Annotated in this window: 17 protein-coding genes; all 17 read left to right on the top strand. The window is 28.2% G+C overall.

The features are described from left to right. Positions 1–284: 284 nt before the first annotated feature. The 17 genes from BR82_RS17895 (at position 285) to BR82_RS0101790 (ending at position 20,971) form a co-directional block, all read left to right on the top strand. Complete coding sequence (locus tag BR82_RS17895; RefSeq protein ID WP_161635113.1) at positions 285–656, top strand: tyrosine-type recombinase/integrase; 372 nt, start codon at positions 285–287, stop codon at positions 654–656. Then, positions 649–1,677: a tyrosine-type recombinase/integrase gene (locus tag BR82_RS0101855; protein ID WP_027088777.1), complete on the top strand. Its 1,029-nt coding sequence runs from the start codon at positions 649–651 to the stop codon at positions 1,675–1,677. Before BR82_RS17895 ends, BR82_RS0101855 begins: the two co-directional genes overlap by 8 nt. A gap of 243 nt (positions 1,678–1,920) precedes the next feature. Further along, a complete protein-coding gene (locus BR82_RS0101850; protein ID WP_027088776.1) occupies positions 1,921–4,605 on the top strand; it encodes an AAA domain-containing protein in 2,685 nt (894 codons plus the stop codon). A gap of 1,270 nt (positions 4,606–5,875) precedes the next feature. Next, positions 5,876–7,474, top strand: a complete 1,599-nt coding sequence (locus tag BR82_RS14995) for a ribonuclease H1 domain-containing protein (RefSeq protein WP_051592713.1) — start codon at positions 5,876–5,878, stop codon at positions 7,472–7,474. 61 nt (positions 7,475–7,535) lie between these two features. Continuing rightward, entirely contained in the window at positions 7,536–9,119 is a 1,584-nt protein-coding gene (locus BR82_RS0101840) for a hypothetical protein (RefSeq protein ID WP_027088775.1), read from the top strand. 202 nt (positions 9,120–9,321) lie between these two features. Then, positions 9,322–9,900 carry a xanthine phosphoribosyltransferase gene (locus tag BR82_RS0101835; protein WP_027088774.1) on the top strand — a complete coding sequence of 193 codons (579 nt, stop codon included), beginning with the start codon at positions 9,322–9,324 and terminating at the stop codon, positions 9,898–9,900. Between the two features lie 25 nt (positions 9,901–9,925). Then, positions 9,926–11,260 (top strand): uracil-xanthine permease family protein, encoded by a 1,335-nt coding sequence (locus tag BR82_RS0101830; protein WP_027088773.1) that lies wholly within the window; start codon positions 9,926–9,928, stop codon positions 11,258–11,260. Between the two features lie 79 nt (positions 11,261–11,339). Continuing rightward, entirely contained in the window at positions 11,340–12,266 is a 927-nt protein-coding gene (locus BR82_RS0101825; RefSeq protein WP_027088772.1) for an alpha/beta fold hydrolase, read from the top strand. A gap of 369 nt (positions 12,267–12,635) precedes the next feature. Then, positions 12,636–12,839 (top strand): hypothetical protein, encoded by a 204-nt coding sequence (locus tag BR82_RS0101820; protein WP_027088771.1) that lies wholly within the window; start codon positions 12,636–12,638, stop codon positions 12,837–12,839. A gap of 396 nt (positions 12,840–13,235) precedes the next feature. Next, positions 13,236–14,171 (top strand): GTP-binding protein, encoded by a 936-nt coding sequence (locus BR82_RS0101815; protein WP_027088770.1) that lies wholly within the window; start codon positions 13,236–13,238, stop codon positions 14,169–14,171. 363 nt (positions 14,172–14,534) lie between these two features. Then, complete coding sequence (locus BR82_RS17590; RefSeq protein WP_240474489.1) at positions 14,535–14,780, top strand: LptM family lipoprotein; 246 nt, start codon at positions 14,535–14,537, stop codon at positions 14,778–14,780. 3 nt (positions 14,781–14,783) lie between these two features. Continuing rightward, positions 14,784–14,936 carry a hypothetical protein gene (locus tag BR82_RS17585; RefSeq protein ID WP_240474488.1) on the top strand — a complete coding sequence of 51 codons (153 nt, stop codon included), beginning with the start codon at positions 14,784–14,786 and terminating at the stop codon, positions 14,934–14,936. Further along, a complete protein-coding gene (locus BR82_RS17580) occupies positions 14,896–15,420 on the top strand; it encodes a hypothetical protein (protein ID WP_240474487.1) in 525 nt (174 codons plus the stop codon). Before BR82_RS17585 ends, BR82_RS17580 begins: the two co-directional genes overlap by 41 nt. 355 nt (positions 15,421–15,775) lie before the next feature. Continuing rightward, a complete protein-coding gene (locus BR82_RS0101805) occupies positions 15,776–18,046 on the top strand; it encodes a pyruvate formate lyase family protein (RefSeq protein WP_027088769.1) in 2,271 nt (756 codons plus the stop codon). Beyond that, positions 18,039–18,935 carry a glycyl-radical enzyme activating protein gene (locus BR82_RS0101800; protein ID WP_027088768.1) on the top strand — a complete coding sequence of 299 codons (897 nt, stop codon included), beginning with the start codon at positions 18,039–18,041 and terminating at the stop codon, positions 18,933–18,935. Before BR82_RS0101805 ends, BR82_RS0101800 begins: the two co-directional genes overlap by 8 nt. A 40-nt stretch (positions 18,936–18,975) precedes the next feature. Next, on the top strand, positions 18,976–19,746 hold the full coding sequence (locus tag BR82_RS0101795) for a DeoR/GlpR family DNA-binding transcription regulator (protein ID WP_240474486.1): 771 nt from the start codon (positions 18,976–18,978) through the stop codon (positions 19,744–19,746). 1 nt (position 19,747) lies between these two features. Beyond that, positions 19,748–20,971 carry a helix-turn-helix domain-containing protein gene (locus BR82_RS0101790; protein WP_027088766.1) on the top strand — a complete coding sequence of 408 codons (1,224 nt, stop codon included), beginning with the start codon at positions 19,748–19,750 and terminating at the stop codon, positions 20,969–20,971. Positions 20,972–21,059 lie beyond the last annotated feature (88 nt).

Here is a 21,059-nt window from a genome sequence, read left to right as displayed (position 1 = left end):
ACAGAAGTAAAAGATATGAGCTAATTAGTAAAAAATAGCAAAATATAATGGCACAAACAATCAAATTAATTTATTCCAATTTCCTTATTTACAGTGGAGCCAAATTCCTAAGAACCGTTAAAACCAAGCAAAATCAAGAAGATTTTGCTTATGAAAAAGTATAACTTAGGAATATCCACTATAAATAAGTTTTCTCGGCATAAAATAATTTGAATAAAATATTATCAAATTAAATTAGTTATATTTAATTTTAACTAATTTACGAATGCATAAACAGTAGTTTTTTGAGTCAAAATAATTTGCATATCAACAATATAAGGACAGGAATTATTTTTTGTAATACTCGAGGAAACCAGATAGATAATGCATATCTATTAAAATTTTATAGAGACATATTGAAATCACTAAACTTTAATACAAATGCAACCTTGCACAATCTTAGACATCAATTCACAAATACAACTTATAATCTTATGTTAACAAAGGGATATGATGAAAATGTAATACTCGCTTATCTGCACAGATATTTAGGACATAACAGTATTAAAGAAACAGAACATTATCTTCAATTTACTATCGACAAAAAGAAAAAAATAATTGAAGCAAATAATAGTTTATCAGAATACTTATTTAAGGATGTGATGACCAATGAGTAAAAATGCTGATAAATTCAGTCTTCAATTACAAAATTTTTTGACAGCTTATATAATTAATGAAAGAAACTATTCTATTAATACATTGCTATCATATTCTTCAACTTTTTGTTTACTTATTGAATTTCTTAATGATAAATATAATATCCAACCCAGCAAAATTACTTTTAATACAATTCTATCAGAAGATGTAATCTTAAGTTTTCTTGATTGGTGTGAAGATGTAAGGAAAGCAAGTGTTAGTACCAGAAATCAAAGATTAGCAGCCATTAAAAGTTTTATTAAATATGTTCAACGTAACAATCCTGATCTAGTATATTCCTGTTCAAAAATATTGAATATTCAAAATAAAAAAGGAAGTTCTAAAGTAATATCATTCTTTACAGAAGAGGAAATAAAGCTCATTATCGATTATGTTTTAAAATATAAAGATTACAAAACTTTAGTTATCATTTCTGTTCTTTATGAAACAGGCACTAGAGTTTCTGAATTGATTAATATAATGAAAAATGATGTCATTCTAGAGCAGGCAATGCCATCAATAATTATCAGAAATGGTAAAGGGAATAAAACAAGAGTTGTTCTTATAAGCAAGGAACTGGTTACAATTATTAAAAGATATCTAAATAAAAATTATACTGATTTCGGTGATGGGTATTTATTCTATACCAAATTTAAGAAACCATACACAAGATTTGGCATATATGATTTGATCAATAGAATAGTATTAAATTTAAAAGTCAAATATCCAGATAAATTTAAGGGAAAGTATCATCCACATTCATTTCGCCACGCCAAAGCGACTCATTTATATAATAATGGAGTACCATTATTATCAATAAAAGAGTTTTTGGGGCATTCATCAGTAACTACAACAGAAATTTATGCAACACCTGACAATATTAAAATTAGAGAACAAATTATGAGTGGAAATAAAGAATTGGGAATTGATTCGAAATATAACGAAAACGAAAAAAATGATTTGAAAGAATGGTTAAATAATTATGTTAAGAAAATGAAGTAAAAAAAATGAGAAGACCTTATAAAAAAGAGGACTTCTCTATAGTTTCTTAACATAATTATTTTCTAAACATAAGGTAAATTATGTTGATATGAACATAATTTACCGCTTACATTTATTGTATTAGTTAATAATTAATATTATAATAAATATATTAGATTTCATTGTGAACAGGCAAGTTAATTTGATAATAATCTAATGGAATCATAGATAAGCTAAGTTAAGGATATTTTTGGGGTAATGGTTATGGTAAAAATTTTTATAAACGATGAAGAAGTGAAAAACTATGAAGATTGGGAAATATATAGTGATAAGAATAGAAATGAGTTAATATTAAAAATTATATATAAATCAAAAAAATGTTATTTTAAAGAGCTTAAAGATGTTGAAATTGCGCCTACTAAGAAACTTGATGCAAATGTAATTTATGATAACAAAACAGGTTGTATTTCTCGGATTAAAAATGCCGAATTATATGGTGATAAATATATTGTAGTTTCTTATCTTACTTCTAATAAGAAATATGTTTTTAATTTTGAAAGAATTAAGATATTACAAGATGATAAGGAACATGGAAATCTATTAGAATATTTTAGAAATACAGCTAAAAGGCAATTTTTGCTTGCTTCAGATAAAGATGATAAAAAAATAAAAGATAATCTTTTAAAACAAATAAATTCAATTATGGCAGTAGAAAATACAGCATTATATTCATATTTAAATGGAGAATGTAATAAATATGTCCAGAAAAAGCCATTGATCTATCCTTTTGATATAAATGAAACGCAAAAGGAAGCTGTCGAAAAAGCTTTTAGTTCACAAATCAGTATTATTGAAGGACCACCAGGAACAGGTAAAACGCAAACAATATTGAATATTGTAGCAAATATTGTGGTGAATGGGAAAAAATGTGCAATTATTTCCAATAACAATGATGCTGTTAAAAATATTTATGAAAAATTAGAAAAATATCATCTAAATTCAATAATTGCGAAATTAGGAAAGAAAGAGAATAGAGAAAAATTTTTTAAAAATATGAAATTTCAAGAAATTCCTAAATCTGAAGAAGTAGATATAAATGAAATTCAAGAAATTTCAGAAAGAATTTCTCATAATTTATCGCTTAAAAATAAAATTTCTTTATTGAATGTGGAATTAAAAGAATTGGAAATAGAGCTGAGTTATTTAGAACAATGGCATAGCCTGCATCCTGAATTAGAAATCAATTTTATAAACAAATACAAATTAAACAAAGATAAAATTGTAAATCTTATGGTGTATTTAAATCATTTATTAGATAAACCCTTAACCTTTTTTAATCGAATACAACTATTGTTTAACTATAAAATTTTTAACCCCAATTTTTTACAAAATAATATAGATAAAATAAATTTTATTTTTTCATTACAATATACATATTATAAGACGATGATTCATAAAAAAGAAATTGAAATTCAAGAAATAAATAAAAAACTAAAACACAATAATTATAAAAATGATTTAAAAGATTTAACACAAAAATCATTAAATTATTTTTACCATTATATCACTCAAAATGTATCTACTAATAAACTTCATTTTACAGATTCTACATATAAGAGTAGATTCAATGAATTTTTGAAATGTTTCCCAGTGATTGGTAGTGGGACACAGTCACTATTTAATTCTATATCTAATGGATATCTACTTGATTATGTAATTATAGATGAGGCCTCACAGCAGGATATTTTATCTGGAGTTATAAGTTTTGCTTGTGCAAAAAATATAATAGTAGTAGGCGATAGAAAGCAATTAAAATTTATACCATCAAAAGGAGGGTTAAAAGCACCAAATAATCTATATGATTGTGAAAAATTAAGTTTGCTGGATTCTGTAATTGCTGTTTTTGGTAGCAAAATCCCCAAAACATTATTAAAAGAGCATTATAGGTGTCATCCTAAAATTATCCAATTTTGTAATAAAATGTTTTATAATAACGAACTGGTTCCGATGAGAGAAGATCATGGTGAAGATGCATTATCTTTGATCGTTACATCAAAGGGAAATCATATGAGAACTTTAGAAAACAGACGTGAATTAGAATCTTTTTTAAAAGTAACGGATGATTGTGGATTTATAGATGAAAACACAGGATTTATTGCTCCGTATAATCGACAAGTGAATTTAGCACAAGAATTACTTTCATCAGAAATTATAAAATCTACAGTACATAAATTTCAAGGAAGAGAGTGCAATGAAATAATATTTTCTACTGTATTAGATAAAAAAGCACAAAAAAGTCCCCAAATTGATTTTGTTGATGATCCAAGATTAATTAATGTTGCCGTTTCTAGAGCAAAAAATAAATTTACTTTGGTTACTGGAAAAGACATATTTAAAGACAATAATAAATATATCGAACCACTTATAAAGTATATGAAATATTATGCAAAAGATGACAGTATTTTTGAAAGCCCCGTAATCTCTGGCTTTGATTTACTTTATGCTGAATATGATAGTGCATTAGAAAATTTAAGAAGGCGTTTAAATAAAAAAGATTCAAGATATGAATCTGAACAAATTGCTGCCGCTTTTTTAAGGGAAGTTATGGAAAAGCAAGAATTCTCTCGCTTGTATTTTCGGATGCAAATTTATTTAAAACAAATTGTTTCGACTAATCTAACGCTTACGGAACAGGAACAAAATTTTATAGACAATGGTGCAAGTTGTGATTTTGTTATATATTATGATATGGATAAATTGCCAATTGGTGTAATTGAGGTTGATGGTGACCATCATAGTACCGAGGTTCAAATGAAGAGAGATAAATTAAAAAACAGTATTTTGAAAAAGGCTGATATTCCAATTCTAAGACTTCCAACAACAACAGGTGATATTGCTATAGAAATAAATACCTTTTTAAATGGTCTAATAAAAAAAGACAGGGATTAATATAAAAATTTTTGATATGAATAATAAAATCTATTAAATATTACGGAGTAAAAGAAATAATTGTGTAAGTGCTTGATTCCAATAAAAGAAAATTATTCACCAGCATATTTAAGAATGATTAATGATCATTTAATACTGCGTTTGATCATACCAAAAAATATTATGATTTAAAATAAGTAGTATATACTTGTTCATATAAAATATATTTTTGGCTAAAATCAGTTAAATTATTTTTTATAAAATTGATATATCCTGATAAATTTGATTATCAAGATAACTGATTAGTAAATCTCAAATTTAGGAACATAGTTGAAGATTTAGTACAAATAGAAAAGAACAATGATTAATTATTTCGTTAATAATCATTATTCTTTTAGGCTATAAGTCTAAACTATTCTCATTTTTTAGAAATACTCTAATTTTCATAGCTGTTATACTTTTATCATCACGTTTTAATTTCATATATTGACTTACTACTATAATTTTCTTAAATGAATCATCAATGTTTAATAAAGGTCTTTCTTCCTGAATTTTTCTATTATTATCATGAGGTGTAAAAGCTGATTGAATATAATATTTATTATTACCTTTATAAGCAATAAAATCAACTTCTAATTGTTTTCTTATGTTTTTACTATTTTGATTTTCCCTTACTTCTTCAACACCTATACCTATATTATATTCTTGTTTTTTAAGTTCGTTATAATGAGTTTTTCCTTTATGTAAAGCTTTATATTTTTCCCGATCTTTTCACGCTGGTAATAACTTTAATCATGCCATTATCTTCTCTTAAGTAATTAATATAAATAAAAATTTCTCTAATATCTATAATTAACTCCGAACTTTTGGATTGTTTACCATTTTTTCGTAATAATAAAATATATAAACTACATATTCACAAGTATATTATGCTAGTATTTAAAATATTCATTTATCAATGTTTTTAATTTGAAATATATAAAATTGATAAAAGCAGTTTATAAAACTACGCCAGTGTTGTTAGATCGTTCAAATATCAGTATAGCGCTGGATTTATCTGCACATCCAAATATACTGTAAAATATTATGAGTATAGTAACGCTATTTTTATTATAGGATGAAATTTAAGAAATTGCTTGTTAAATAAGTGATGAAATGAGACAATATAATAAATTATTATTATAAATGAAGCTGTATATATTATAAATGAAGCTGTATATATTATAAATGAAGCTGTATAAGATAAAAGAAATGTTAAATGATCATATTTTGATAGGAGGACACAACTATTATGAAAAAATATTATGCTGTAAAAAAAGGAAGAAAAACAGGCATATATTATTCATGGGAAGAATGTAAGAAACAAGTAGATAAATATCAAGGGGCTCAGTATAAAAGTTTTATTTTAGAAGAAGATGCAAAAAAATATCTTGGTGAAGAAAATAAAATAAAAAAAGAACAACAACCTAAATTATCTAAATCAATAATACGATCAAAACAAGATAATCGCTCATTAACTGCTGATCAAAAACAAGCATATGATCATTTACTTTCAGGAAAAAATATTTTTTTAACTGGTGGGGCAGGGACTGGTAAATCATTTGTGCTCAATCATTTTATTGAAACAGTAGAAAAACAAGGAAAAAATGTTTTAGTTTGTGCGCCAACCGGAATTGTTGCAATCAATATTAAAGGGGTAACTATTCATCGCTGTTTCCAGGCATCACCAGAACCACAAGTTATTCATAATATTAAAAAAGTTCCCGCAGTTGTAAAAGAGAGTGATATCATCATTATTGATGAAATTAGTATGTGTCGAATCGATTTGTTTGATTTTGTGGTAAGAACGATAATGAAAGCTGAAGAGCAGTCTTTAAAAAGAAAACAAATAATTGTCGTTGGTGATTTTTTTCAATTACCACCAGTTACAACGCCTAATGATAAAAAGGTTTTAAAAGAATTATATCCTACTTACAATAAAGGATATGCTTTTGAATCGACAAACTGGCAAGATTTGGATTTTCATATAATCGAATTAAAAGAAGTTATTAGACAAAATGATCCAGAATTTATTCGTGAACTCAATAAGATTCGTATCGGTGATAGTTCAGCTATTGCTTATTTCAACCATCACGCTAAACATCAAAAGATCGATGATGGAATCATCTTAACAGCAACTAATAAAGTAGCTAATAAGATCAATCATGAAGAATTAGATAAAATTCCCTCTCGAGCTAAAATTTATAAATCAATAATAAGTGGTGATGTTAAAAGCTATGATAAGCCCACTCAAGATGAGTTGCGTTTAAAAGTAGGAGCTAGAGTAATGATATTGATCAATGATTCTGAAGGCAGCTTTTATCAAAATGGATCATTTGGTGTGATTGAAGAACTTAATGAAAGAAGTGTAACAGTTTGCTTAGATGCCAATAATCTAAAAATTGAATTTGGTTATCATGAATGGGTCATCGAAGATTATGTTCTAGCTAAAAGTATTGACGATGAAATCGAAGATCATAAACTAAGTAAAAAGAAAGTTGGGTCATTTTCACAAATTCCCTTAAGATTAGCTTATGCGATAACAATGCATAAGAGTCAAGGACAAACTTATGAAAAGATCAATTTGATTCCCTATTCTTTTGATTGCGGGCAGTTGTATGTAGCATTAAGTCGGGTAAAATCTTTAGAAGGACTTTGTTTAATTAATCAGATGAGACAAGAAAATTTGATTTGCAGTTTAGAAGTTAAAAACTTTTATCAAATTGAACAGACGGCAATACCCAAAGAACTTATTTATCAGTTAGGAAAAAAGGTCTTAGAGATGGATGAAAAGAATTTACCAAATGAATTAAAAGAACTTGTTCAAAACATAAAAAATCAAGTTTTTTAACAATTGATCATTAAATATATTTATAAAAAAGGAGTAAGCTGAATATTCAGTAGTAATAAATATGGATTATCAACAATTTATAACTTTAGTAAAAGAAAAATTATCTAAAATGAATGAAAAAGATAAAGATAACTGGATCTATGCATATGCAAGAAAAATAAATAGTGATTATCGGACAAATTTTTTAGAAAGTTTAGATACATCATCAAAAGAAGTATCATATGATATAGATAAATATTTAAAAATATTTGAAGAAATAAAAGATGAGGAAATCTATTTGCAGGTCTATGATGAAGAATATTATGATGAAATTTATCATGACTGGGACTATATATCACACTATAGCGATGTTTTTAAAGTTTTACCTAAAATCGAAGAATGTATTAGAATATGTTATGAGATTATTTTAGCTAAGCAGTATGAAAAAGCATATTTATTATTATCAGATTTAGAAAAAATGGAAATATTTTATATTAATGATGAAATAGGTGATTGTGGTCATTTATGTTTAGATGATTTAAATTATCATGATCTAATTGAAATAGACATCAAAGAATTTTATTTAGCTTGTTTGTATTGTGTGATGAAGCTTGATAAAAGTCCTGAAATTATTTTTAATTATTATTATAGTTATGGTAAAACAGATTTACATATTGATGATATTTTAGCATATGGGCCTGAGGAAATTGAAAATAGTAAATCATTGATAAAGAAGATTTGTGAATATTTACTTTGTCGTTCTGGCAATCAAGCAACGCAGTTTTTAATTGAGGGAGCGCTTTATTTAGGCAATCAGGATGAATTATTGAATTATGCTCGAAAAGCTTATCAAGAACATCCATTATTATATAAAAGGTGCTGTGAACTAGCATTAGAAAAAGGTAATCATGATTTATGCATTGAAATTGCTAAAGAAGCAATTGAAAAAATTCCTGAATCCCAGTCAATTCGTGCTGACATCATTGATGTGGCTGTTCAAGCCCAATGCAAAGATCCATATTTTTATGAAACAGCATTTTTATCAAAACCCACGGCTTTAAATTGTTTACGTTTATATAGCGCAAATACCAATATTTCACAAATCAAAACACATTTTTTAAAAAACTGCTATCAAAATGTAACTGAAAAAGAGCTAAAAATATATCGCTTTTTATTAGGTGATTACAAAGAAATCTATCAGGAATGTCTCAATGATAAAGAATCTCTTGGCTGGAGTATGAGCCTAAAAGGAACGATCATTCCGTTACTATTAATGTTATTAAAAGAAGATGAGAAGATATACTATGCTGATGGGCGGGTCATGAGTGACTTGCAAAGCCGATTAATGATCAATTCATCTCAATATGATCTTTTTGAAGAATATTTTAAAGAATGGAAAAGAAAATTTCAATTAGATGACAGTTTTAAAGAAGAGTGTTTACAATGGCTTTTCCATGAAATTGATCAAAGAACAGAAGCAATAGTTGGTGGTACGTATCGAAAAAGTTATTATAAATGTGCTAATCAAATCATTGTTCTAGGGGAAATATTAAAGAATAACGGTAAAATAAATTCAGTAAATGAATTTGTTGATAATTATATTAAGATTCATGCAAGAAAAAGAGCTTTTAAAAAAGAAGTTTTAGAGGGAATAAAAAAATATTAAGCAGGATGTTATTATGTTTTTTAATATGATAATTTTAAGATATTTATGTCATTTTAAATAAAAAAATATTGAAATGATAATATCAATTTGATACTATTTTTGGTACAGTAGAAATACAATAAAAATGATCATGTGTCAATACTGTTAATAGAAATATCATTGATATTTCATGAATATGTAAACATATTGAAGGGGTGGAAAAATGAATTGTTTAGAAGAAAGGATCCAAAAAGACGGTGTTGTAAAAGAAGGAAATGTTCTTAAAGTTGATAGTTTTTTAAATCATCAAATGGATATTGAGCTTTTTAAACAAATGGCAGAAGAATGGAAAAAGCGTTTTGCTGGTGTACATATTAATAAAATACTGACTATTGAAGCATCAGGAATTGGAATTGCATGTATTGCCTCTGAATACTTTAAGGCACCTGTAGTTTTTGCTAAAAAATCAAAGAGTATTAACATTGAAGGTGATATGTACATAGCTGAAGTAGAATCTTTTACCCATAAATGTAAAAATCAGGTCATTGTTTCAAAAAAGTTTTTAGGACCTGATGATCATGTTTTGATCATTGATGACTTTCTTGCCAACGGCTGTGCTTTGCAGGGCTTGATTTCTATCGTTTCACAAGCAAATGCTTCATTAGAAGGAATCGGTATTGCTATTGAAAAAGGCTTCCAATCTGGCGGGAGAGTAATTAGAAATCTCGGATATCGTTTAGAGTCGCTGGCAATTGTTGAAAGTATGGATCCAAAAACTGGAAAAATAGTATTCAGGAAATAAGTATCAAGGAAAGGTATAAAATATTATGAATAATAAATCTAAAAGTATTGACAATATTTATAAATTAGATGGAAAGGTTCCGGTTAGTAAAGCAATTCCTTTTGGGTTACAGCATATTTTAGCAATGTTTGTAGCCAATATTGCACCAATCATCATTGTTGCTGGAGCAAGCGGGCTTGATTCAAGCGATAGTGCGATGCTGATTCAAAGTGCTATGATCATCGCTGGAATTGGAACTTTGATCCAACTTTTCCCGCTTTGGAAAATTGGGTCAGGATTACCAATAGTTATGGGAATCAGTTTTACGTTTGTTTCAGTTTTTTGTTATTTAGGGCCAACATATGGCTATAATGCCATCGTTGGTGCTGTTTTAGTCGGTGGTATTATCGAGGGAATTTTAGGCTTGTTTGCAAAATACTGGATCAAATTGATTACGCCGATCGTATCAGCCAGTGTTGTTACAGCAATTGGTTTTTCTCTTTTATCAGTAGGTGCCGCTTCTTTTGGCGGTGGTAGCGGAAGTAGTAATTTTGGTTCAGCAACAAACTGGATCCTTGGTACTATAACATTACTTTGCTGTATTTTATTTAATATTTTTGCAAAATCTTATTGGAAACAATTATCAGTTTTATTTGGTCTAGTAGTTGGATATATCGTAGCTGCATGCATGGGAGTAGTAGATTTTTCAGGATTTAAAGATGCATCTATTATTGCTTTACCATCGTTAATGCCATTTAAACCGGAATTTAATGCTGATGCTATTTTATCGGTAGTCCTTATTTTCTTAGTTTCAGCAACAGAAACGATCGGTGATACTTCTGCTTTAGCTATGTCAGGACTTGGTCGTGATGCTACACCAAAAGAAGTTTCTGGCTCTCTTGCTTGTGACGGATTTATCAGTGCCTTATCTTCAGTATTTGGATGTTTACCAATTACATCATTTAGTCAAAATGTCGGACTTGTTGCAATGACAAAAGTTGTCAATCGTTTTACTATTGGATTAGGTGCATTAATTATGATTTTAGCCGGAATATTTCCTATCTTTGGGGTGTTACTTGCAACTTTACCAGATGCGGTATTAGGAGGCTGTACGATTATGATGTTTGGAACGATCGTCGTAAGCGGCTTACAAATGATTAGTAAATGTGGTTATTCACAAAGAAATATAACGATTGCAGCTTTATCTTTAAGTACCGGTATTGGTTTTACTCAAGTACCTGAGATATTTAATATTTTTCCGCAGTTAGTTCAAAATATTTTTGCTGAAAACTGTGTTGCAGTTGTATTTTTAGTAGCAATCATTCTTAATTTAGTCCTACCAAAAAATATGGAAGCAGCACCAAAGGCAACAGAAAATTAAAATTATCTAAAAGTGTCATTAAAAAAATGGCACTTTTATGTTATTGTTATAGATATAAAAGAAAAGAAGGTTAAAACAGATGAAATTTATATCAAGTGATAAAAAAACAACTATTTATGGTAAAATATGGCAACCCAAAAATAAAGCAGTGGGAATGATTCAGTTAGTTCATGGCATAACTGAGCATATTGGCCGCTATGAAGATGTTGCAACTTATTTTACAAAGCGGGGTTTTATAGTTTTTGGAATAGATGTAATTGGTCATGGAAAATCTTTGTATGCTGGAAAAATTAAAGGTTATTTTGGTAAAGAGGGCAGTTTTCAAAATGTAGTTGCTGATGTTTATCAAAGTTATTTGATCATGACAAAGAAATATCCAGATTTACCATGTTACATGATTGGTTTTTCAATGGGGTCTTTTATTACTAGAATGATATTGATAGAAAAGAATAAAGAACTTGATCTAAAAGGCTGCTTTTTATTAGGAACAGGAACACAACCGTTATTAGTATTAAAAATAATTAGATTCATAGTTAAACAGCATGGCAACAAAATTGGTGAAGATAACTATAGTAAATTAATTGATTCACTTGCTTTTGATAACTACAATAAAAAATTTCCGGATCCCCAATCTAATATCGATTGGCTTTTAGCAAATAAAAAAGAACGTAATATTTATTTAAATGATGCCCTTTGTTTGAAACATGTTAGTGTTGGTTTATTTAGAGAATTATTATCAGGAATGATTTTTTGCTGTCAAAAAGATCATAAAATAAAGATTGATTTTCCAATTTATCTTTTATCTGGTAAAAATGATGCTGTGGGTGACTTTGGCAAAGGTATTGTTAAAACTGTTGCATTAATGAAAAAACAAGGTGTTGAAAATATTGAATATGTTTTATTTGATAATATGCGTCATGATATCCTTCATGAAGAACATCGTGATGATATCTTAACATATATTGAAGGATGTATTAGTAATGGTAAGGAAATAGATGAAAGTTAAAGAATTAAGAGAATTACTGGATCATAAAGATCCTAAAAATACAATCGATGCTTTTGTTTAAGTATATAAAATGCTGCCAAAAGCAAAAAAAAGAAGAAGTTGTTGATTAGCCTAATATATTTAGTCAAATTCAATATTTTCTAGATTGTGCTTATGCTGGATATTATTTTGCACCTAATCGCGTTATTCCCAAACCAATGCGTTCTAAATAGCGCTTTGAAGTCAAACGGTTTATCAATCATTTACTAGCTTTATCGCCTTTAGACGAACATTATCAAGAAGCTGCAGATTATTTATACCAAATATATAATATGTTATGGCTGTAAGGTCTATATTTTTTCTGCCGATGATTCGTTTCGTTCAGTTAAAATGGCACAAGAAGAATTGTTTGATCAAGTTGTTGACCATATGTGGCAATCACAAATTGATGAAGAAAAAATGAGAAAATTAATTTTAGGTGCTACTAATGTAACTCTTAGTAGTGAATGTTTAACTATTTATCTGTTGGATGTTTTATATCGGCATTTTCATGGTATCAACAGGCAAAAAATAATTATTGATATTAGTATGTAAATAATCAATGAGCAGGAAGCAAAACTATGTAAGATAAAAAATATGATGATAGAAGATATTATCTTAATAATTTAATTGCAAATTTATCAGATTTAATACTTATTTTTTCTCTATCAGATTCTCTTACTAATAAGGAGTTAAATTACTATTTTAGACATGTTAAACGATCTAAAAATGAAATTATTTATCAAGCATTAGAAATTGCTGAATGGTATGAAAATGATCAAGCCTGGATATTTATTTATGAATATGGATCAAAGCAAAAAATAAATTTTTCACAGAATCTTAAAGATAAATATAATGACTTATTAAATAACAAGGATTAGCATGATCCTTGTTATTTTACTAAAAAAGCTATAAACTGGTAGTGAAATAAAAAAATGAAAGGATATAACGATGATAAAAATAGATTTAATAACAGGATTTTTAGGATCTGGAAAAACAACTTTTATAAAGAAATATGCTAATTATTTGCTTAAAAAAGGATATAAAATAGGTATTATTGAAAATGATTTTGGGGCAGTTAATGTTGATATGATGCTGCTTCAAGATGTGATGGGAGATAAATGTGAATTAGAGATGATATCTGGTGGCTGTGATGAAGAAACCCATCGAAGAAGATTTAAAACTAAATTGATTGCGATGAAAATGCTTCGATATGATCGGATTTTAATCGAGCCATCAGGGATATATGATGTTGATGAATTTTTTGATGTTCTTTATGAAGAGCCATTAAACAAGTGGTATGAAATTGGTAATGTTATAGCAATCGTAGATGCAAAGTTGGAAAATAATTTATCTAAAGAATCTGATTATTTGTTGGCATCACAAGTAGCTAATGCTGGATGTGTTATTTTAAGTAAAAGTCAGGATGCTTCAAAAGCAGAGCTTAAAAATACAGTGGATCATCTAAATAAAGCCTTGAAGCAGGTTCAGTGTAAACGGCGGTTAGAAAATGAAATTATCTGTAAAAATTGGGATGATTTAAAAGATCAAGATTTTAATGATATCTTGTCTTGTGGATATCAATCAGAAAATTATGTAAAATTAAGTTTTGATCAAAGTAAAACATTTACATCTCTTTATTTTATGAATGTTCATTTATCTAAAGAAAAATTATTAGCGGCAGTTAAAGCGTTGATGGACGATTCATCGTGTGGAAAAATATTTAGAATTAAAGGTTTTATGCAATTACCAAATGATGAATGGATCGAATTAAACGCTACACATCACGAGATAAGCATTAAACCAATCAAAACAGGTCAGGAAGTAATAATTGTTATTGGAGAAGGATTAATTGAAAAAAAGATAGAAAATTATTGGAATAAATGAGGAATACGATAATTATATATTATTATAATTGTATTGTAATCGATTACATGATACAATAATAGTATTTTAAATTTTATAGTTAAATGTAAATAAAAAAAGTTTAAATCTTGATGAATCATGTTTTTAAATGTACTTTTAATTTCTGTGCTTTTTAAGATTTATTAATATATAATTTTTATAATATACAAAATTATCAAGGGTTATAGGGAAATTACATTATCTTGCTGTAAAATTTATAGAACTAATTATATTGTTGATAACTAGAGAGGTGATTGTTGAAATATAAACAGTGGTTTTAGAATAGATACAAAGGGAAAGAATTCTAAAATATCAAAAAATAATAAATGGGGAAGGGATATTACAATGAAAAAAATTATTAAAGTATTATTAGTATGTATTGTGTGTTTTACTCTGACTGCCTGTGGTGATAATAAAGAAGTTAAGACAGTCGAAACGATCAATGATGTTGAAGAGATTATTGATGATAATGATTTAAAAGATAACGGCTTTGATAGTACGGGATTATTTTGGAAATTTGGTTTTGCCAAGATGAATTTTAGTGTTAGTTTTGATGTTGAAGGAACTCCCAAAGATCATTTTATTAGTTAGCCATTGGAAATAGATGACATTTATAATATTGAAGTTATACCTGATAAAGATGCATCAGATCAGTGGCTATATTTTTGTTTAAAAGATGGAAAATTTGTTGTAGATGAAGATGATCTTGAAAAATTTAGTGATTATGGGACGAAAAGAGGCTTATGAAGCATACCAGGAAAATTTTGAAGGATTAGGATTATCTACAGATTTATTTGTTCAGTGGGCTATAAGATATTTTAATGAAGAAACACGAACTAATTTGATTAAAGATGCTCAAACAACAGCTGGTGAAGTATTGGAAACGATTCAGGAAAATGGTTATAATTATGAAAAAGACAGTGTTGGTCGTCAAATTATCAGTTCAAATGAAGCTTATAAAATAGTTATTATGAATAAGTTATGTATGGTTTTAGATGCTGGATTTGATTTGGATGCTAAAACTGGCTATATGTATATTCCAAGCCAAAATACGTGCGGTTATTCAGTTGGTGGGGAATCTTTGATCGTTTATCGATATAGTGATAATACTATTTTATCAGGAACACCATCATTAGAACAATTTGCACAAATGCAGGAAATAAAAAAATGGTACGATGATTTTTTAACTAAATTTTCAACTAATACAGAAACTTTACAATTAATTAAGTAATGCATCAGAAATCTAAAAAACCACTTGATTTTATCAAGATAATTTAAAGTGAGGTAAATTCACCTCACTTTTTTTATGATGTACTGGTTAAATTAAAAAGATCATAAAATATTTTCAATATGAAGAATTAAAGATATAATCAAGGATTTTATTGAAAAGAATTTAGAATTATAGATGTAAATTTATTGCAGGAGTTTATTTTTAAAGAATTGTTTTGAAACATTATGAATAAAAATGAATTAAAATGATTAAAAATATTGACTAAATTAAACTGTTTTGATATATTGATAATGTAAAGTGACGTATTTATTCTTTTATTTGATTCATTACAAATTTAAAATCGAGGAGAAGAAATATGGCTAAAATTAATATTGATGGGATTCAGAATTGTGAAGTGAGTGTTAAAATTCCTTGCGAAAAAACTCCGCTTGAACAGTTGGAAATCATGGAAGCATATACCCGGGCTTACAAAGACAGTATTGGACTGGATAAAGCTAGAAGAGAGATAAATTGTTTAAAAACTATTTACCCTGTTTTATTTAGAACGATCGAAGATACTGATTTAATTGCTGGTCGCCTAGACTTTTTACCAATTGGCTTTGGTTGTGTAACGAGTGTCGGTGGGGTTGGACATTACTGTGTCTTCCATAAATTAAGAGAGTTTAAAAATTTGTTGGAAAGTGAAGAAGAAAAAGCAAGAGTTGATGTATTATATGATTTTTGGCAGGATCATGATTTAAAATCACTGTATTGTCAAGATATCTTAAATGATACGACAACGGGACGTTTTATTGATTGTAAATATCCATTTATGGCAACTGCAAGGTTGAGTGGAATGATGCTGGATTATCGTAAATTAATGGATAATGGCATTAATGGCATTATTGACTTATTAAAACAGCAAAAACAAAACGAATTTATTAAAGCATCTATAGAGGCAATGAGATTATTAAAAGATGTTATTGAAAGACAAAAAGAGCTAGTCAAAGAAGCAATGCTCAAAACAAATTCTACTAAACGTCAGGCAGATTTATCACTTATGTATGAAAGTCTGCATCATATAAAGGAAAATAAACCAGAAACTTTTCATCAGGCATTACAGCTTTTTTGGATCTATGCTTTATGTGCTGGTGTTATTAACTATGGACGGATGGATATCGTTTTAGGACCGTATTTAAAACATGATATTGATAATCATTTAATCAACGAAGATGATGCATATCGTTATTTAAAATCTTTATGGTTAATGATTGAAAATAGACGTACTACGGTAAATGGTAGAATTATCGTGGGTGGTGAAGGTAGAGATAATATTGAAGCATGTGATATGTTTACAAGAATCTGTTTACGCGTCTGCAAAGATACAAGGTATGCAGAACCACAATTTACATTACGGCTATGTAAAGATACGCCTGAAGATATTAAAGATATGGCCTATGAATGTATTGCATCGGGAGCTACTTATCCTACTTTATATAACGATGAAGTCAATATTCCAGCTGTTGAATATGCAATGAGGGTTGACCGTGAAACGGCTAAGCAGTATATCCCTTTTGGCTGTGGCGAGTTTGTTATTCAAGGAAAAAGTGTTGGAACACCTAATACTCTATTGAATTTAGTTAAAATCATGCAGCTGGCTTTAAATGAAGGATATGATCCGATGGATCATATTTATAAAGCAGGTGATGTTAAAGTAAAACCGCTATCTAAAATAGCTACGTTTGAAGATTTCTATGATCAATATAAAAAATTATTAGATTATTATTTTGATTTAAGTGTTGAAGCACAGCTTTATAGCTATAAAGTGATGAATCAGGAAGTTTCCTTTATATTTACATCTATCTTAATGGATGACTGTATCGCTCGAGGAAAAGCCTTGTTAGATGGTGGGGTTGAGATTCTTGGGGGAACAAACGAAACATACGGAAATATAAATGCATCAGATGCTCTGTATGCAATAAAAACATTAGTATATGATCAAAAGAAATATACTTTGGAACAATTAAATACTGCCGCATTACATGATTATGTCGATTATCAGCAAATTCAAAAAGATATTTTAGATGTAGCCAAATATGGTAATGATGATCATGCTTGTGATGAAATGGCAAATGATTTATATGAATATGTTGCTAAAGGAATCAGACAGCGGGGTATTGATAATCAGATGGGATATTATTTGATCGTCATCTCAAATAATCAGACAAATACTGATTGGGGTCTTGAAACAGCTGCTTCTTTAGACGGAAGAAATAAAGGTGTTTATATGAACCCGGCGAATAATCCCCAAGGTGGAGCATCAAAAAATGGACCGACCGCCTGCTTAAATTCTCTTGCAAAATTTAAAGCTAAATATCATGGTGGAAGTGTTCAAAATATTAAATTTACACCAAGAATGATGCACGAAGATAAAGTAAAAGTAAAAGCTTTATTTGATACATATTTCAAAAAAGGCGGCTGTCAGCTAATGGTTACATGTGTTGATCAAGGAGTTTTAGAAGATGCCCAGATCCACTCTGAAAAATATCCTGATTTGATTGTTCGAGTTGCTGGATATAGTGCCGTGTTTGTCAATCTATCAAAAGATATTCAAGATGAATTGTTAAGCAGAGTATTATATGATTAATGTTTTTAATATTGAAAAATTTGCAACTCATGATGGACCGGGAATTCGAACAACAATTTTTTTAAAGGGCTGCTTCCTTCATTGCCCTTGGTGTGCTAATCCAGAAAGCTGGAGTCTTAAATCCACTTTGTTGTATGATAAACAAAAATGCGTAAAATGTAAAAAATGTATGTTGAACTGTAAAAATCATGCAATCAAGTTTGAAAATGAGTTTAGATATGATTTATCTAAATGTCATCGCTGTAAAAAATGTGTTCAGGGATGTTTTTATAATGCGATAAAATTTGCTGGTGAAGAAATATCGATTCAAGATGTTGTTGACGAAGTTTTGAAAGATAAAGAATATTATGAAAATAGTCATGGCGGTATTACGATTTCTGGCGGGGAACCTTTTAAGCAATTTGAGTCAATGTTAAAACTGCTCAAAGAGTTAAAGAAAAATAAATTACACATCGCAATTGAAACAACCGGAAATTATGAATTAAAATATTTAAAAGAAGCTTTGCCATATATAGATTTGTTTTTATTCGATATAAAACATCTTGATTGCAAAAAGCTTAAAGATGTAACTGGTGCAAATCCCAATCTGATTTTTACAAATTTAGAGTATCTTGCAAGCAATTGTTTAGATAAAATAGTGATTCGCGTTCCTGTTATTCCTAAATTCAATTATGAAAAAGAAATATTGCAAGGCATTATTGATTATGCTTGTCAATTAGGAATAGCTGAAGTTGATTTATTACCATATCATTCTTTAGGGAAAAATAAATGGCTGCAGCTACAAAAAGATTATCAATATGCTGATTTACCAATGATGACTAAAGATATTTTAAAAGAGTATGTTGAATATGGAAAGCATAAAAATATTAGGGTGAAAATTGGCGGTTAGGGTATGAAATACAATCATACCCTTTAATTAAAAAGGAGGGATGAAAGTGCTGTCAAAAGAAAGATTATTTGTTATTATGAATTTATTAAATGAAAAATCGTTTATAACGATAAAAGAGTTAACAGGAGCATTAGGGGTATCAAGATCTTCAGTGATGAGAGATCTTATCGAATTAGAAAAGCAGGGTCTTATTCAAAGAGAACGCGGGGGTGCTGCAATTAAAAATGCTACGATCAGTACATTAAGCAGTTTTAATGAAGTTCCAGTTGCCAATAAAGAAACTTTATATGTAGAACAAAAAAAGAAGATCTGTCAAGAAGCAGCTAAAAAAATAAATGACGGTGACTGCGTTTATATCGATTCTGGAACGACACCAGTATATTTACTACCACATATCGTTAATAAAAATATTAAAATCATTACAACGAGCACTTATTTGATTAGAAAGCTTCCCGATTCATTTAATGGTGATATTTATTTGCTGGGTGGTGAATTTAAAAAAGAATATGATATGTCTTACGGGCCTTTAACTTTAGAAATGATAAGACAGTTTAATTTTGATCATGCTTTTTTTAGTACTAATGGTGTTGATATTGACAGTGGTGATATATATATTTTTGAATTTTCAATTGGAGCAGTAAAAAAAGAAATACTAAGACGAAGCGTTAGAAATTATCTTCTTATTGATGCTTCAAAATTTAATATAAAAGCTCTTTGTACTTGGGCAAATACAGAAGAATTTAATGTTATATATGTCGACTCATTCCCGCAAAATAAAGAACTGCCTGATAATTATCTTATTTGCAGCTAAAATGAATGAAGCGATTTTAAGTTTAATTAATGAAGTATGTTTGAAAATACATGAATTGGTTAAATCTCAGGTAGTTTTTTTAGATAAGAATAATAATCGATTAAGTGGAAAATATACGTCCAATATGACACCACCATATAAAGAAAATACGACAAATTATCTTATTGATTTATTTAAAGATACATCTATTCAAAATAGACCATTAATAATATGTTCTAAAGAAGGATTGTATTATTTAGGAATTGATCTATTGTTGCATAATGTACATTATGGTAAGTATATTATTGGTCCCTTTGTTACAAAGACGTATAAGCGTATCGAAATTATTTTGATGTATGATAAAAATAATGAAATTTATGATATTGATCTTATAATGAATTATTATAAATGTGTCAAAAAAATATCTTATGAAGCAATTTGTACTTATGGAACTTTATGTAAAAATATGATCAATGAATATTTTGATAGCGAAGAAAATACTCTTTTTTTCCAAACAAATACTGCTTTTGAAATGCAGTTGATTCGTAATGAAGATATTATTAATCAAAAAGAATATCTTCATAATGGCTACAACAGTGATAAAATTATGATTGAATGCGTAAAAAATGGTTATCCTGGAGAAATAAAAAGATTTATTCAAGATTATTGGACATATACAGGAAGAAGAGAGTTATTGAAAGGAACTTTACGAGATAGAAAAAATTTTACCATTTCTTACCTAGCTATGCTGGTTCAAGCAGCAATTGAAGGTGGAATGGATTATGAATATGCCAGTAACCTTAATCTTAAATATATTAGTTTAGTTGAAAAGAAAACTACTAGTATAGAATTAGAAAAGCTGGAGCTTGATGTTTTATATGATTTATCGAAACAAGTAAGATCACTTAAACGCCAAGGGAATACGAAGTTGATTCGCGATTGTAAAGATTATATAATGGAAAATATTTCGTTAAATTTAAAGGTTCAATTTATTGCATCATACTTTGATGTAGATAGTAAATATTTATCAAGACGATTTAAAGCAGAGACAAATGAAACGATTAAAAATTATATTAATCGTAAAAAAATCGAAGAAGCAAAAAGAATCATGCAATCATCAAATATCAGTTTAATTGATTTAGCTGCCAATTTATCCTTTCATGATCAAAGTCATTTCACGAAAATATTTAAAGAATTCACTGGGGAAACACCAAAACAATATTATAAAAGAATAAAATCAAAATAATAATAACTTTTATCCCAAAATTATCACTTTTATCCAATAATTAAAATGATAGTATTGTTAAAATTGAGGTGTAATGAATCAAATAAAT

Origin of the sequence: Thomasclavelia saccharogumia DSM 17460 (assembly GCF_000686665.1) — a bacterium.
Classification (GTDB): Bacteria; Bacillota_I; Bacilli_A; order Erysipelotrichales; family Coprobacillaceae; genus Thomasclavelia; species Thomasclavelia saccharogumia.
Note: the sequence above shows the minus strand (reverse complement) of the source record. Positions and strands in the feature narration are given on the sequence as shown.

Excerpts from the sequence above, each read along its gene's own strand:
- BR82_RS0101855 (WP_027088777.1), top strand. The coding sequence starts at position 649 with ATGAGTAAAAATGCTGATAAATTCAGTCTTCAATTACAAAATTTTTTG.
- BR82_RS0101850 (WP_027088776.1), top strand. The coding sequence starts at position 1,921 with ATGGTAAAAATTTTTATAAACGATGAAGAAGTGAAAAACTATGAAGAT.
- BR82_RS14995 (WP_051592713.1), top strand. The coding sequence starts at position 5,876 with ATGAAAAAATATTATGCTGTAAAAAAAGGAAGAAAAACAGGCATATAT.
- BR82_RS0101840 (WP_027088775.1), top strand. The coding sequence starts at position 7,536 with ATGGATTATCAACAATTTATAACTTTAGTAAAAGAAAAATTATCTAAA.
- BR82_RS0101835 (WP_027088774.1), top strand. The coding sequence starts at position 9,322 with ATGAATTGTTTAGAAGAAAGGATCCAAAAAGACGGTGTTGTAAAAGAA.
- BR82_RS0101830 (WP_027088773.1), top strand. The coding sequence starts at position 9,926 with ATGAATAATAAATCTAAAAGTATTGACAATATTTATAAATTAGATGGA.
- BR82_RS0101825 (WP_027088772.1), top strand. The coding sequence starts at position 11,340 with ATGAAATTTATATCAAGTGATAAAAAAACAACTATTTATGGTAAAATA.
- BR82_RS0101820 (WP_027088771.1), top strand. The coding sequence starts at position 12,636 with ATGGCACAAGAAGAATTGTTTGATCAAGTTGTTGACCATATGTGGCAA.
- BR82_RS0101815 (WP_027088770.1), top strand. The coding sequence starts at position 13,236 with ATGATAAAAATAGATTTAATAACAGGATTTTTAGGATCTGGAAAAACA.
- BR82_RS17590 (WP_240474489.1), top strand. The coding sequence starts at position 14,535 with ATGAAAAAAATTATTAAAGTATTATTAGTATGTATTGTGTGTTTTACT.
- BR82_RS0101805 (WP_027088769.1), top strand. The coding sequence starts at position 15,776 with ATGGCTAAAATTAATATTGATGGGATTCAGAATTGTGAAGTGAGTGTT.
- BR82_RS0101800 (WP_027088768.1), top strand. The coding sequence starts at position 18,039 with ATGATTAATGTTTTTAATATTGAAAAATTTGCAACTCATGATGGACCG.
- BR82_RS0101795 (WP_240474486.1), top strand. The coding sequence starts at position 18,976 with ATGAAAGTGCTGTCAAAAGAAAGATTATTTGTTATTATGAATTTATTA.
- BR82_RS0101790 (WP_027088766.1), top strand. The coding sequence starts at position 19,748 with ATGAATGAAGCGATTTTAAGTTTAATTAATGAAGTATGTTTGAAAATA.